Source organism: Arcticibacter eurypsychrophilus (genome assembly GCF_001730525.1).
Classification (GTDB): Bacteria; Bacteroidota; Bacteroidia; order Sphingobacteriales; family Sphingobacteriaceae; genus Arcticibacter; species Arcticibacter eurypsychrophilus.
The window spans coordinates 118,623-135,562 of the sequence record NZ_MDFN01000008.1; the positions used below are offsets into that span (position 1 = coordinate 118,623).

Consider the following 16,940-nt stretch of genomic DNA (forward strand, 5'->3'; position numbering starts at 1 on the left):
AAATTAAAATGATGCATTAATACCAAATATTAAGGTTCTAGGTATGGGGAATCTACCTAAATCGACATTTGTTAGGAATACATTTTGATTAACAGAGCCAATCTCTGGATCAAGACCTTTATAAGGTGTAAACACATAAAGATTTTGACCACTTGCGTATATGCGTACCCTTTCAAGCTTTGCCTTTTTTGCTATTGCTGCTGGCAGTGTATATCCGAGGCTTACGTTTTGAATACGTAGAAAAGATCCACTCTCAATAAAACGGTCAGAGTTTAACAAGTTAGGGTTGTCGCCAGACACCGGCCTGGGAACATTGGAGGTAGGATTTGTTGGCGTCCAGAAGCTTGCCACATAAGCCACTTGATTTTGATATAGACTTCCTAATCCTGCTATTTGGTAATTTAAAACATTAAATATCTTTGCACCATAAGACCCATTTAAAAATACTGATAAATCAAAAGCCTTGTAAGAGAAATTATTGGTTATTCCATATGTGAATTTAGGATTCGGATTACCAATGAAGGTTTGGTCGTTAGCATCGATTATTCCGTCGTTATTTATATCCTCATACTGTACATCGCCCAGAAACGTTCCTCCGCTACCAGTTTGTACAGGTCGGCCAAATTGGATTGGGGCATTGCGCAACTGATCTGCGTCCCTGAATATGTCTTTTACTTTATATCCAAAAAACTCGCCGACAGAGGTTCCTACTTGTGTTCGGGTAACCGGAAGAGCAAGGAAACTGGTTGTTACATTTTGACTGATAAATGGCACACCAGTGTAAAGTGAGGCAACTTCATTTTCATAATGACTAGCCACTATAGATGTGTTCCACCTAAAATTAGTGTTTGCAATATTTTTGGTATTAATAGAAAGATCAATTCCATTGGCTTTAAGTTCGCCCCCATTCACATACGGTGGGCTAATAACCCCAGTACCTGAATATTCAGCTGTTTGTCCTAAAAGAAATGCAGGCAATGCGGCTTGAAAAAGGAAGTTTTTAGAGCTTTTCTTCCAGAAATCTACCGATGATTCGATGCGCCCGTTAAATAACGAAAAGTCTAATCCGACATTAGTTTGAATTGCTGTCTCCCATGTTAAGTTAGGATTAGCAATCTTGTCAATGCCAAAACCTGTACCCTGACCTGTAATGACCGCATTTAAAGCAGATCCATACAAGTAATTCGGAACAGCTTGATTTCCGGTTTGACCATAACCCAATCTTAATTTTACATTATCAGCAACACCTTTTATATTTTTCCAGAAAGGTTCCTCTGACAGGCGCCAGTAAGCACCAAAAGAAGGGAAATAACCCGTTTGATTTCCTTGTGCAAATTTAGAAGACCGGTCAGCCCTAAAAGTTGCAGTAAAATTATATCGGTTATTAAGTGTATAGATTCCTCTGGCGAAAGCTGATTCTAAAACATCTGTTGGCCCTATAAATTCACCTACGGTTGCTGTCTTAGCATCACCTAAGCTTAGTGACTGCAAATCATTGCTTAAGAAATTCTGAATGCCTGCCGAGTTGTCCTTATAATTGATATTAATTAATTCATGACCTGCTGTAACTTGAAGAGCATGTTTTTCAGCAAAAGTATGTGTGTAAGTCAGGTATTCTTTCCAGGTCCAGTAAACTGAATTACTACTGTATTCCGACAAAGACGCGGTTAGGTTAACGAAGCGGGGACCATTGTTATAGGTTGGTCTAAACAATTTGGCAGCGCTGAAATTAAGATCGCCATTTGCTTCGGAACGTAATGTTAGATCTTTTGACAACTTTAAATCAGCGTATAACCCACCGTTAAAGTTATAACGAGCTAAATTATTTGTAATGCGCAAAGCCTGTTCTACCGGGTTATTCTGGCCACCAATCTGGTCAGCTTGAGGTCCTGCATAGGTTCCATCTGCATTATAAACAACCTGATCAGGGGCACTCAAAAGTGCTGTATATATAATACCTGTATTATTACTCAATGAGGTGTTTTGAAAACTGTAGCTTCCTGAAGTCGTTCCACCAACTTTTAACCAGGGTTTAAGCTGGGAATTTACGTTAGTGCGGACGTTGTACCTTTTATAATCATTCCCCAAAACCGTTCCGTCTTGATTAACAATACCAGTAGAAATATAGTAGTCAGTGTTGTCTTTAGCTCCCGAAAAGCTCATCTGATGGCTTTGTTGAGCAGCAGTTTTAAAAATTTCGTCTTGCCAGTTTGTACCTTCACCTAAAAACTCAGGGTTGGCAAACTCACCTCTTCGAGAAATACCTATAATATCAGCTAGCGCATTTTGCAGACTTGCATATTGTTTCAGGTTTAACATAGGCAAGGTCCTACCCTGCTGCTGGATACCGTAATACCCGTCATAGCCGACACGAAAATTACCAGCTTTTCCTTTTTTGGTTGTAATAATAATTACCCCATTAGATCCTCTACTACCGTAAATGGCGGTGGCTGATGCATCTTTTAAAACATCAATGGACTCGATATCACTTGGATTCAAAAAAGATAATGGACTGACTCCAGACTCCCCATTGTTGGGAGATAACTGCTGCGACCGGCCACTAGTTGTCCTATTACCTGCATCTCCTGAAACGGGAATACCATCAATAATATACAAAGGTTCGTTAGAAAGAGTTAGAGAAGTAATACCACGAATATGAACTGATGTAGCACTACCGGGACCACCTGAATTTTGTGTAATAGTAATACCTGATGCCTTGCCCTGAAGTAATTGATCAACGCTTACCTGGGGAATATTGGCAATATCTGCCGCCTTGACTGAGGATATGGCTCCTGCTAAGTTTCCTCTGCTTTGGCTTCCATAACCGATGGCAACCACAGTAACATCAGTTAGTGCTGTAGTTGAGGAATGTAAAGTCACATTAATAACTGTTTTACCATTAATGTTGACTACCTGCTTTTCCATCCCAACGAATGAAAAGATTAAAGTTTTCCCATTCGATGGGACCGTAATTGTAAATTTACCATCGGAATTGGATATCGCATTCACCCTCATATCTTTTACAGATACATTGACGCCCGGCAAAGTTATACCCTCATCATCTGATATTGTTCCTCTGATTATTGTACTCCCTGTTTGTGCTATGCTCCGCATAGTGAACAAAATCAAGAATAACAATACGGCTATTCGTAAATTTCCCATAATAATTTATTTATTGATCGTAATTGGTATATTGTATTGTTGTAATATTGGTTTTAATTATCCTTTGTAGACAACGTTGGCAATTTCCCAGTTGACTAGTTCTTGCAATCTTACCTACGCATTTTTTTTTGTACAGTTTCGAGACACATTCATTCATGTATATTATTTACATGAATATATTTTAATAATTAATTACAATTGGCGCGTTTGTAAAAAAAGAAACGATTGGTTGTTCAATTTTGTTTTTTGGGTAATAAAATTCTTTAAGAAACGCTCCTGGCATTTCATACCTTACTGTCATTAATTAATTATGTAGTTTTTTATTCATTACAATTATCCTCCTTCCTTTTAATTTAAAGTGAACATCGCTTGTTGCTTATACTTCTATAGATAGTATTTAGAAAAGAATCATTTAAAAACAATCTTACTTATTGGCGTATGTAAAAATGCGTTGAATAAAATCAACAACAGCGCTTCATTTGTGTCAAAAGAGGATATAAATGTTCATCTAGCATTGCTTTTAGGCTGCTCTTAAGTGATTTAAAAATTCGGATAAACTATAAATACCTAACAGTAAACAAATTGTTTAAAACCCGTATTATATCATTCGATTTGTTAACTGCAGATTAATTTTAACATTTCATGATATCAGTTCGCAGCACAATTAATTATTGTTAATTTTATAAACAAACAAACCGTTTCAATTATACCCTAAATGCTAGCTTATCCTATTCGGCAGAAAACACAGGTTAATAAAAATTCAGTCCTATTATTTCTGCTGATTTGGTGTATAAAGTATAGTTATGCCCAAACTAATATCAATTTCACTTACCCGAATGAAGGACTTTCATCCAGTACCATACATGCCATATTAAAGGACAGGCATGGACTGATGTGGATGGCGACCGATGATGGGCTTAATAAGTTTGACGGGACAACTTTCACTGTTTATCGTAATGAGCCAGGGAACAAGAACACACTGCAGGCTAATGAAATAACAGCACTGGATGAAGATAAGCAGGGTAGAATTTGGATTGGCACAAATGGAGGTTCCGTAAGTATATACAACTATCTTACAAATTCATTTACCAGTCTCCCTGCAGAAGGCGGTGAAAACCAATTAAGCAGTAAAGCGGTAACATCGATAAGCAGTGATTACTTAGGGCAGATATGGGTGGGTACTTATGGTGGTCTGAATAGGATAAACCCAAAAACAAAAGCCGTTACTCGCTTTATGGGAGGAGCAGGCGACCCATCCAAACTAAGCAGCAAAAATGTAATCTGTGTATTTGAGGATAGTAAGCATAATTTATGGGTAGGCACTGATGCTGGTTTGAATCTATATAACCGAAAAACAAATAAATTCATAACGTATGTTCATAATCCGGCGAATCCAATCAGCTTAAGTGATAATTATATTCAAACAATTGCCGAAGATCAAGCAGGCAATATTTGGATAGGCACCCTTGGTGGCGGACTTAACCTGCTTTTGCCAGATAAGAATAATTTCAAAGCATTCAAACATACAGACGATCCAAAATCATTAAGCAGTGATATTATTTATGCAATTGCAGACGAGGGGAATGGGAGGCTGTGGCTAGGCACAGAAGACGGATTGAATATTATGGATATTCATAGTGGTTTGGTTCAACGGATAAAGCCGAATAGCAGGAATAAATATAGCTTAACTAGTAAATCGATACGCAGTATATTAATTGATAAACAGGGTATCTACTGGCTTGGCACGTACCAAGGAGGCCTAAACAAGTATGATAAAAATCTAACATTTTTTAACCTTAAAACAAGTAACGGTAATGACCCGTACGGATTGAGCGCCCCTGTAGTATCATCGTTTGCTGAAGACGAGAGCGGCGATTTGTTTATTGGTACTGATGGCGGAGGCCTTAACCGTTTCAACCATAAAACAGGTTTATTCCGTCATATCATGATTGATCCGTTAAATAAGAGCTCATCTACAGGACTTGCAATACTTGCATTGGAAATGAGCAAAAGCAACCAATTATGGATTGGCACTTATTTAAATGGCATTTTTGTATTTAATCCAGCTACTGAAAGATATAAGCAGCTGAAAAAAGGCACCACACCTTACGATCTGAATGACAATGATATTTTCTCTATAATGGAAGACAGCAAAGGCAAAATATGGATAGGTACTAACGGTGGTGGAGCTAATGTTTACGATCAAAAAAACAAAGTAATAACCAAATATATTACTGCAAACGATGAGAAAAGTATTTCAAGCAACTTTGTACGAGCTCTGGAAGAAGATATTTACGGACGTATTTGGATAGGTACTTATGGTGCGGGGATTACAGTCTTTGATCCTACAACCCGAGTTTATAAGTACTATCGAAAATCGAGTAATACCCTACCTGCAGATGTCATTCTATCGATTCTCGAAGATAAGAAAGGGAATATTTGGGCAGGCACTATTGGAGCAGGTTTGTGCCTATTAGATAAAAATTCTGGAAAGTTTATCTCTTATTCACTTAAAGAAGGCCTTGCAAACAATGTCGTGCATAAAATAATAGAAGACGATCAGGGACTGATATGGGTTAGCACAAACAAAGGAATAAGTAGATTTAACACCCAAACGAAAAGGTTTAAAAATTATTCGAATTATAACGGTTCGCAAAATAATGAGTTCGTACAAGGTTCCGGCAAGAAAACAGCAACAGGAGAGATCTATTTTGGCGGCCTTAATGGCTTCAATTATTTTAATCCTAAAAATTTAACCAGCAACAAAAACATTCCGGCTGTACTAATTACCGATTTAAAGATCGCCAATAGATCAATTGTACCGGGAGGTGAAGATTCTCTCTTAAAAGCCCAGATCTCATTTGCTCACGAATTGACGATAGGCTATAAACAAAGCTTTACTATCGAATATGTTGCATTGAATTATACAACTCCGCAGCAAAATCAATATGCCTACATGCTTGAAGGTTTTGACAAAACATGGAATTATGTACATACGGAAAATACCGCATCTTATACTAACCTTGATCCAGGGGAGTATATTTTTAGAGTAAAAGCATCAAATAATGATGGCATTTGGAACGAGCAAGGAGCCTCTATAAAAATAATTATTAAGCCCCCCTATTGGCGTACCCTTTATGCCTACCTTTTTTATTTAGCGGTGGCAATTTCCCTATTGTTATTTATCAGACATCGTGGCATCAGAAAGATAAAAAGAAAATATGCGCTTGATCAAGAGCGGCAAGAGGCCAAGCAGTTGCTTTTGAACGAACACAAAGAAGCCGAAAGATTGCGAGAAATGGATCTTTCAAAAATTAAGTTCCTTACCAACATAAGTCATGAATTCCGCACTCCTATCTCTTTGATTTTAGGACCTGTTGATAAAATGCTTAATAAACACAATAGTCCCGACGATGTCAACCAGCTCAATATGGTTCATCGTAACGCCAGGCGGTTGCTTAACCTTGTAAACCAGTTACTTGATTTTCGCAAATTGGAAGAACAGGAATTAAAATTGGCTAAATCTAAAGGAGAAATTATCTCATTCATTAAAGAAGTAACTGAATCATTTTTAGACATTGCAGAAAAGAAAGGAATATTGCTTGATTTTCTAAGCGATACCGAATGGTTATATACGGCATTTGACCACGATAAAATAGAAAGGATACTTTTCAACCTACTCTCAAATGCATTTAAATTTACGACTGAAGGAGGGCATGTAAGCGTAAAAGTAAATGATGAATACGATAAAACTACTGGCTTTATTTGGCTTACTATCAAGGTTATCGATACAGGTATAGGCATAGCGAAGGATAAACAAGACAAAATATTTGATCGCTTTTTTCAAGCTGAGGTAGATCCTGCAATACTTAACCAGGGTAGCGGCATCGGTTTATCTATTACAAAGGAATTTGTTAAAGTGCACGATGGGCATATCCAGGTGCAAAGCGAACCTGGAAAAGGTAGCTGCTTTACAATACGCTTACCTTTTATTGCTGAAGACATACTTGATTTTGTTGAAAAGACTTCGGTAGAAACCAACAATTTTGATGAAATAATTGAACAAGAACATTTACTGGCTGATTCCCCTATGGGTGGCGTGGAGATGCCTCATATTTTACTCGTTGAGGACAACTACGACCTTCGCTTTTATTTGAAAGATAACTTAAAGCCGTTCTTTAAAGTTTCGGAAGCAGAGAATGGAAAAGAGGGATGGCAAAAAGCGCTTTCACTGCACCCACATTTGATAGTAAGTGATATAAGTATGCCATTGATGAATGGAATTGACTTATGCAGAAAAATTAAATCAGACAAACGCACTAGCCATATCCCAATTATCTTATTAACTGCTATAACTGGTAAAGAAGGGGAATTAAGAGGATTAAAAACAGGTGCCAATGACTATCTGACTAAACCCTTCGATTTTGAGATACTATTGTCAAAAATCAAGAACCTTCTGACTATGCAGGAAACTTTTAAGAATACTTTTACTAAACAGATAAAACTACAGCCACAAGAAATTGAGATAGAATCAGGAGATATAAAATTCATAAACACCGTAGTTAGTTATATTGAAGATAAGCTTACTAATCCACAACTATCTGTGGAGGACTTGAGCAAACATTTAAATATGGGGCGAAGCTCATTATACCGAAAAATACTGAATTTAACAGGGGAGACGCCTGTTGAGTATATAAGGTCTGTCAGGCTGGAAAAGGCCAGACTACTTCTTGAAAATTCGGACCTGAACATTGCTCAGATATGTTATATGGTTGGCTTTAATATGCCTAATTACTTCGCTAAAGCATTTAAAGCCAAATATAACATGCTCCCTTCACAATATATGAATTTAAGAAAGCAGAGATAAATAAGTACCCTTGTCTATGTTAAAGGTTATACTTTATTTACTTTTTTGTGGCACTTCTTTACTATCATTCATGAGTTTATTGACCCATGCAATGAAGTACTTTACGTTAGGGGCATCGGTATGACCGCCATCATGTTGTCGCCAGGCAAGCTTTCCATCAAGTAAGCCAGTATTGACCGCAGGCATCTTCTCCGTTTTATAATTATTTATAACGCCTAAGTCTTTTGCGCCAAGCAGCTTAAATACCGGGCCTGCAGCTACGGTAGCCATATAGCTACCCTGCTGATCAAGCCACTTGGCATCGCCCTGTTCAGGAATACCATAGCTTATAAAAGTGAGCCGTGGGGCGCATAAGGCAATTAACTCATGGGCATCAACAGGAAGATCTTTGGCTGTTTTAGGCCCGAAAACAGCATCAGAGGCACCGTATTTCATGAAATTTCCGGCCATCCAATAATATCCACCTCCAGTTAGACTTTCAACAGCTTCACCAAAATTACGACGGTGTAGTTTAGCTCCGCCTTCTCCGGAAGAGCCTATCAGGCCCATAGCAAATCGTTGCTCGAAGGCCAGCGTTACCAACGCAGCCTTACCATATCGGGAAACCCCTTCAATACCTACATGTTTGGCATCTACCGAAGATTCGGTTTCTAGATAATCCAGTGCTCGGGCAGCTCCCCATGACCATGCACGTAAAGCACCCCAATCATCCGGTTTACGGGGTTGACCCTTATTCACTAGACCAATGATTCCCTTAGCTAGCCCCTCGGCATTATCAGCCTGTATAGAAGCCGGATCAATTAGAACATAACCCCATCCATTCGCTATGAGCTGCATGGCTGTTGGGGGATCGCCTTTAATTATAGGAAAACCACCAGGACCAAACGGTGACTGTTCAGGCACAGGGTTATAGGCCGGATACTGCTCAAAAACGGTTTTCAATTCAGAATTTTCTATACTAAGCAATCGCTTGATAGCCTTGTTGATCTTTTCCAGATCGGCAGGCATGGGTTGAGCTGGTGCAGGAAGCACACTTCGGCCAAACATTATCAACACAGGTACCGGCCCTTTTGCATTGGCGGGAACTACTAACGTCATTTCAATATTGACATCAATAAGCGGGTAAGCTGTGTTATCTACATGGCCAATAAGCTCTTTAGCGATTACAGGGTAAAATCCTACACGTTCCTTATCTGTGACTTTAACAGTCCAGGTTACCTGAGGGACTACAGATGGAATGCGCCCGTAAACCTCACGTTCCATATCTTCTACGATTTCTGGTCGGCGTTGCTTCCACCACATATCCGCAGTGGTTACCTTTTTACCATTCTTTAGGGTAAGCGCCTCAGGCAGGTCAGGATAAGGATTAGCTAACGCTTCGTCGTAGTTGGCATGATTTGGTGCTGATTCATCGCCACTTGGGCCATTACGCAAAGTTTTAATGCCTAGCTGCTTCATCATGTTCTGATGATCCTGATCCGCTGTAAAATTCACCGGAACGTTATTTTGAGCGTTTACCGCTCCAGATATAATAAGTAAAAAAAAGAAGATAACACTTTTCATTTTCACTGGATTTCAGGGTTAGGGTATGATTAATTATATCTTATCAGTTCGAAAAGGCAAACGCTAAGAGAATTATTTATTATAACTTATTTAACCGCTATGGTTATCCGAGCATGCCTCTTATCTGAGCTGATTTTATTTTAAGCACCAAGAACATCCTGTTTTTAAAATATCATATTAGTAAACCAAATATTCCGGCAAATGATATAGCACTCCAATTAGCCCTAATATTTGAATACCAAACCATTAGCTACAACTTCCTGATTTTTAGAATCAAAGGTTGCCTTCGCTCCGGTTCGTACTGCAGCATTAGTCATGATGTTTGCTATGGAATGATAATAGCCGGCTTCAACAGGTGCATTCGGTTGTTTCCTGCTTCGGATGCATTCCATCCAGTTTCGCATATGATTGGATGTTAGCACATCGGCTCCCGTATTAGCTGAAGCAACCGCTTTCTCTACTGTTTCGGTCAAATTGATCTCCGGAAGCAGATTCGCTTTCATCCCCATTGCTGACGCCATCTGCTCCGTTAATCCTCCCCTCGGAGAAATTGCATTCGTAATCAGGTTCAATTCGCCCCCATTGGAATAATAAATTTCTGCTGGTCTTTCATCTCCATTATGCATTCTTGAACTAAAGGTCACCTGGAATCCATTTTCAGGATCCTCTTCTTTACCATAGTCAAATACGGCGGTAGTGGTATCCCAGTTCCTCCGTCCATCTTTCCATTTATAGATCCCTCCGTTTGCTACCACACTTCGGGGATGTTTTAAACCCGTAAACCAGTGTACGGTATCAATTTGGTGAGACATCCACTGACCCGGCAATCCTGATGAATAAGGCCAAAATAAACGATACTCCAGATATTTCCGGGGATCCCATTCCTCATAAGGTCGGTTCATTAAAAACCGTTTCCAATCTGTATCGGTTTCCTTACATTGAGCAACCAGATCAGGGCGTCTCCACCTGCCTGGTTGATTGACATTCCAGGAAAGTTCGACCATGGTAATATCACCAAACTTCCCTGCCTTAATAAATTGTTCTGCTGCTTGATAATTTGTACCGCTTCTTCTTTGAGAACCTATTTGTACAATCCGGTTTGTTGCTTTAACTGCCTTTAAAGCGGCTCTATTATCCTCCATTGTTTCGGCAAAAGGCTTTTCTACATAGGCATCGCAGTGGGCCTCAACAGCTTCAATAGCATGTAAAGCATGCTGAAAGTCAGCTGTACCAATGATAACCGCATCCAACCCTTTGCTGTTATATAACTCATCATTGTTCCGGTAAGCCTTAATATCATGGCCCATTTTTTCTTTCAAAAAGGACTGGCCCTCTTCTCTTCGAAGCTTCCAAATATCAGAAACAGCCACCAAATCAAAGTTCAATTCTTTGTTATGATTAAGGAATGACGGAAACAATGAATTCTTGAATCGATCTGAAAAGCCTACCGCTGCAACCTGTACCCGATCATTAGCACCTATTATTCTTCCGTAACTTTTAGCACTTACACCCATAGTACCTAAATAAACACCTGCCGTTGCAACAACTGATTGTTTAATAAATGTTCGTCTTGTTTGATCCATGATGATCCGTTTAATTTAAGTTTTTAATCTTAATACTTTTGAATGATACCGCATCACCGTGGTCCTGCAAGAGGATTCTTCCCTTTTGTGCCATCCCAAAGTTGGGCCAATCTTTATATTTACTAATAGTAACCAAGTCTAAAAACTGCTTAGAACCGCGTTCATACTGCAATACCAGATATCCATTTAACCAATGCTCCACTTTATTGTCCGGGTATACCCGTATAATCCCCTGATTCCATTCACCTATCTTTTTTACAGAAGCTGGAACTTTGTTTGCAGTCATCAGATCATATAAAGAAGCTAATGTGCGGTTTCCATCTCTTCCAAGTTTAGCATCAGGATGTTTTTCATCATCCAATATCTGGTATTCTAACCCTATTGCAGATCCCTTATTTCCTTCTAATTCAGTCACAAAATACTTGATACCACTATTAGCTCCTTCCGTTAACTTAAAATCAAACTTTAATTCAAAGGCACTGAACTCATTATTCGTTACCACGTCGCCTCCATTGGTTGATTCTGCACCTCCGGATTTTACCACACTTAGAATTCCATCTTTTAACTCCCAGCCTTTTTGAGGAAAAGCCGGTCTATATGCTCCTCTCCAACCTGAAGTGGTCTTTCCATCCCAAAGAAGGGTATAGCCGTTGCTTTTTTCCTGTGGGGAAAGAATATTTTGCACTAAATTCACTACAGCGATAGCATCGTAAGGCGATGGTGTTAGATTGCTGGTTTTGATCCGAATATTGCGCCAATGGATCTTTTTACCTGGAACATCATCTTTACCTATTGCATGAACCTGTAAAGCAATAAAGCCTTTTGCGGTGACGTCATCAATCACATGGGCGGTTGGGATGCCATTAATCCAGGTTCTAAGCGTATTTCCAATACATTCAATACGATACTTATTCCATTCACCTTTCTTGAAAGCCGTTTTCGCAGTAGGATTGATGTCTAACTGATAAAGCCAGCCTCTTCGGGCTTCATCATAGATTCCCCCACTCCAGGCCCTGCTGGAAGGATCAACTTCCATTTGATAGCCATGCACTCTGCCATTGTTGTATTCGGGTGTACTTAAACTTCGGAATTGAATCCCTGAATTCATTGAGTTATCAACTAGCAATTCCAACTCAAGGATAAAATCTCCATAATCATTAGCAGTGGCTAAAAAGGAATTTGGTTCGCCACTTACTGTCGTACCAATAATTTCGCTGTTAATTACTTCATATTTTGCTTTACCATTAAGCTGCTTCCAGCCTTTTAGGCTTTTACCTTCAATAAGATTGTGCCATCCGCTTTTGGCGGTTTGCGCTTCAAGTGTAACTGCAAAAAATAGTGCAGCAATAATAGTTAGTGTCCTGAGCATTCTATTTATGGTTTATATAATTAGTTTACTAAATGCAAAAAAGAAATTGAATAGTTATACTGCTAAGTTAAAACATTATGGCACAAAAAGACAATATGCTATGCGAAGGGCAAAATGTAACCTGGTTTTTACTAAAAGGATCCATCTAGACAAGCCATATATAGGCGATGTATTGAAAATATTCAGGATACTATTGTTTAAAATATTATTTTTAAAATTTATACGTTAAACGAGTTTTAATTTTACATATCTGTACCTTCCTTATTGAATATATACGATGACTCTCCTTGATCAACTAAACAACTACCTTGCCTCACAATCAAATACTCAATTAACAAAAGGGAAGAGAATTATTGCCAGATCAATAAAACCTTTAGCTATTGAAGAATTCGAGGAAGATTTGACTGTTCATGTTCCCAGCGAAACGACTGATGACATTTACTCAGTTGAGGTTTCTATTGCAGAGAACTCTCCCGAATTAAATATATTTTGTGAATGTCCGGCATTCGAAAGCTATAATGATTGCAAGCACTGCGTTGCTGCGGTTATTACAATCCGGGAAGATTTATTAAAACAAGTCTACCAAAAGACAAAGACTTTACCAATAAATCCAGAAAGGGATGAAGAAGGATATTTCCACTTTAAAATGGATGGTATTACTATCTATTCGCTATCTAAGCTTGCCAATAAACCTAGCCAAAGCGTCGTTAATAAGATCTTTTGGAAACTAGAACCAGGGCCAAACAATCTTCCACACCAGCAATTCAGCTATCAGGAAAAGGCAAAAGTAAAACATGATATAGATATCGTATTTAATGGGGAAAATGAATTTAAAACCCATTGCTCCTGTAACGATAAGACTTATCCGCTGTGTATCCATGTAGTAAGCAGTTTTGTCTTTCTGGATGCACATTTCAGCAAGTTCTATTTTAATCGTTTCAAACTCTTCACTAAGGAGAAAAATGAGATCTTGTCTGCTTATGGGCTCACATTAGATGACGAGGAAGCCAAGGATTTTCAATGGGACGTGAGCGATTGGGGTCAACTTACTTTAAGCAAAAAACCATCTTACCTTATTCCAGCAGGCAGTACTAAATTTATGGAAGATTTCAAAAACAGTGTTGTAAGCCATTCTGATGTACCGCTTGATGCGATAAGACCCAGGATAACGGATCAGGGTTTGATTGATTACGAAATTGGGTATCTTTTCAATTTTACTTCACTAAAACATATAGGGCTGGAATTGGAGACTCTATTTGTACGCGATAAAAAAAACAAACCTGATTTTAAAAAACTTTCCCTACACCAGGAAAGCAATCATGCCTTTCTACAACCCCTTAGTGACAAGAATTATAGTAAACTACTGGAATTTAGTGATAAAAAAATAATTGAATGGTTAGCCCTAAATGGCATTAATTATATACAAGTATATTCAAATCCATTGAATCATCTGATTGACAAAGTAAAATTAAAGAAGCATTACTTTGAGTTATTGGAAGATTTATGGCCAGAGTTATCAAACGAGCCATTTATATACCAACTCAGCGAAGGCCGTTTCAGCAATAATAGTATTAGACCAGTAAAAGTTGGGAGCACAAGAGTGCAGCTGTTTTTTACGGCTATTGCAGATGATCGGTTTATTACTATCCGGATACTTTTTAAACTCGATGGCAATGAAATAAATGGAATAGTTAGAAATGGAATTATTTTAGAATTTAATAACACTTTATATCTGCCTGCCGGCGTGGATGACTTGCAGGTTTGGGATAAATTTAGTCATGGAATACTTAAATTTCCAATTGCTGACCGGCTTCAGGTAATCCGAAACCTGATACTACCCTTACAGGCTAAGTATGATACACAGATCGATAATTCACTTAACTTTGAAACGGTCCGCTCTGAACCTATCCCACATTTACTGGTTAGCGAATTTGAAAATAAGTTCTTAGTGCTCAAGCCCCGTTTTCAATATGATGACCTTTTAATCGAATATGATGAGGGATTGGAATACATGCAGCATAAGGAAGGTGCAATTCGAATTATACTTCGCAATAAACCCCAAGAAAAAAGGCTTTACGATTATTTGCGCACGTTACACCCTAAGTTTGCTACGCAACGCACTAACCTCTATTATTATTTGCCATTTGATGAAGTAATGAAGGGCAATTGGTTTTTAAATATGATCCAACAGGTTCAGGAAGCAGGTTATCCTGTTTATGGCTTACAGGATTTAAAAACCTTTCGCTACAATACCAATATACCAACATTCGATATTAAAGCAGGGAATGAAATAGACTGGTTTGATCTGAAAATTGAAATCCTTTGGGGCGATCAGCAGGTCCCTCTTAAGGATATTAGAAAAGCTATCCTGAATAAACAGGAAGCAATTTTGCTTGACGATGGTACTCTGGGTTTAATTCCTGATGAATGGCTGGACCAATATGGATTGATGCTTAAAATTGGCACAGAAAAGAATGGGCGGATGCAAATAAGCAAACTCCATTATAGTCTGTTGGATGACCTGGGTTCTAAATTAAATAATGAGCAGATTGAATTAGAAATAGCAGAGAAAAAAAAGAAGCTCCTCACTTTCAATGGGGTTCAAACATATAAATCACCTTCTGCTGCAATAAATGCGCAATTAAGACCTTACCAAACTACTGGTTTCCAATGGTTACAAGCATTGGATGACTTAGGTTGGGGAGGCTGCTTGGCTGATGATATGGGTTTGGGTAAAACCTTACAAGCCATTACTTTTCTTCAATATCTAAAAGAAAAAAATATGGCGAGTACACAGTTGATTGTTTGTCCTACTTCTCTCATCTTTAATTGGGAGAACGAGTTAAACAAATTTTGTCCCTCACTCAAATACCATACCTATTATGGTAATTTGCGAAGTTTTGATGACGACCACTTTGAGCAATTCGATATCATATTAACGACTTACGGAGTAGTTAGAATGGATGCAGCGCATTTTTCTACGTTTAACTGGCATTATATTATATTGGATGAAAGCCAGGCAATAAAGAACCCTGATGCTCAGGTTACAAAAGTATTGCAGTTACTAAAGGCTAAAAACCGAATAATACTCAGCGGAACACCTGTTCAAAATAATACGTATGATTTGTTTGCTCAATTTAATTTTATCAATCCCGGATTTTTAGGACAAAGAGAATTCTTTAAAAGAGAATTCGCGAATCCGATTGACAAGTTTGGCGACAAGCTTAAATCAGAACAACTAAGGAGAATGGTGCATCCTTTTATGCTACGCCGCACGAAAGAACAAGTAGCTACTGATCTACCTGATAAAACGGAAACCATACTTTGGTGCAGTATGAACAAAGCGCAACGCAGTCTGTATGATGAGTACAAAAATCACTACAGAAATATGCTGCTTAAAAAAATAAATGAGGAAGGGATGGGGAAATCTGGTATTTATGTGCTGGAAGGATTACTTCGTCTGCGTCAAATCTGCGATCATCCATCGTTAATAAAAACGGAGTCTGAAGTTACTCAGGAATCTGTCAAAACGGATGAACTGATGCGGGAGATACAGGAAAACTCTGGTGGACATAAATTGCTGGTATTTTCGCAGTTTACTGAAATGCTTCATATTATCAGTAAAGAACTAGACCTTGCAGGGTTGCCTTACTGTTATCTGGATGGTAGCACCCCCGCAAATAAACGCAAAGATGAGGTCAACCGTTTTCAGGAGGACGATCAGATCAAGGTGTTCCTGATCTCTTTAAAGGCAGGAGGAGTTGGATTAAATCTAACAGCAGCCGATTATGTATACCTGGTTGATCCTTGGTGGAACCCTGCTACTGAACAACAAGCAATTGATCGTACGCATCGTATAGGCCAAACCCGTAAGATCTTCGCTTATAAAATGATTTGTAAAGATACAGTTGAAGAAAAAATACTTCAACTGCAACAAAAAAAGAAGTCTTTAGCAGACGAATTGATTAATGCAGATAGCAGCTTTGTTAAGAAACTAACTAAGGAGGACATCGAATTTTTGTTTAGTTAGTGCTTCTTTACCAGCCGATTCCATAATCTTCACCATGATTACTTGACCCTCCCCATAAACTATTGTGCTTCCAGTCAAAATAAATAGCATTAATGGTACCACTGGTACGTTCAGCAAAACTCAATTTATATCCCATCTTTTTAATAAGTTTATTACGAACCATTTCGGGTGTATCGCTATTTAATCAGTTGGTATTGATGTTTGCAGCCTAAGCAGCTTTCTGTCCAGTCATTGATGATCTGCTTGCAATGAAGGTGATGGACATTGACCCCGATTTTGTTTACAGATAAACTGATTTAGAGATATTCTTTCGTTTCAAAATTCTTTAAATTTCTCAATAAGCCCTTTTTAAACACAAAACGGACA

At 38.4% G+C, this 16,940-nt stretch carries 7 protein-coding genes; 2 read left to right on the forward strand and 5 right to left on the reverse strand.

Annotated elements, in window-relative coordinates:
* Positions 1-3: 3 nt before the first annotated feature.
* Positions 4-3,162 (reverse strand): SusC/RagA family TonB-linked outer membrane protein, encoded by a 3,159-nt coding sequence (locus BFL47_RS06245; RefSeq protein ID WP_069658945.1) that lies wholly within the window; start codon positions 3,160-3,162, stop codon positions 4-6.
* 715 nt (positions 3,163-3,877) lie between these two features.
* Here BFL47_RS06245 and BFL47_RS06250 point away from each other — a divergent pair.
* The gene (locus BFL47_RS06250) at positions 3,878-8,029 is read left to right on the forward strand and encodes a hybrid sensor histidine kinase/response regulator transcription factor (protein ID WP_069658946.1); all 4,152 of its coding nucleotides are present in this window, start codon (positions 3,878-3,880) and stop codon (positions 8,027-8,029) included.
* A 33-nt stretch (positions 8,030-8,062) separates the two neighbouring features.
* Here the strand turns inward: BFL47_RS06250 and BFL47_RS06255 are convergent, their stop codons facing one another.
* The 3 genes from BFL47_RS06255 to BFL47_RS06265 form a co-directional block, all read right to left on the reverse strand.
* Complete coding sequence (locus BFL47_RS06255; RefSeq protein ID WP_069658947.1) at positions 8,063-9,592, reverse strand: glucuronyl esterase domain-containing protein; 1,530 nt, start codon at positions 9,590-9,592, stop codon at positions 8,063-8,065.
* Positions 9,593-9,816: 224 nt separating this feature from the next.
* Positions 9,817-11,175, reverse strand: coding sequence for a Gfo/Idh/MocA family protein (locus BFL47_RS06260; RefSeq protein ID WP_069658948.1), 1,359 nt, complete (start codon positions 11,173-11,175; stop codon positions 9,817-9,819).
* A 10-nt stretch (positions 11,176-11,185) separates the two neighbouring features.
* Entirely contained in the window at positions 11,186-12,544 is a 1,359-nt protein-coding gene (locus BFL47_RS06265; protein ID WP_069658949.1) for a 3-keto-disaccharide hydrolase, read from the reverse strand.
* Positions 12,545-12,821: 277 nt separating this feature from the next.
* On the opposite strand from BFL47_RS06265, the gene BFL47_RS06270 reads away from it, so the two are divergent.
* Positions 12,822-16,574, forward strand: coding sequence for a DEAD/DEAH box helicase (locus tag BFL47_RS06270; protein ID WP_069658950.1), 3,753 nt, complete (start codon positions 12,822-12,824; stop codon positions 16,572-16,574).
* A 7-nt stretch (positions 16,575-16,581) separates the two neighbouring features.
* On the opposite strand, the gene BFL47_RS19250 is transcribed toward BFL47_RS06270, so the two are convergent.
* Positions 16,582-16,737, reverse strand: coding sequence for a hypothetical protein (locus tag BFL47_RS19250; protein WP_211480945.1), 156 nt, complete (start codon positions 16,735-16,737; stop codon positions 16,582-16,584).
* Positions 16,738-16,940 lie beyond the last annotated feature (203 nt).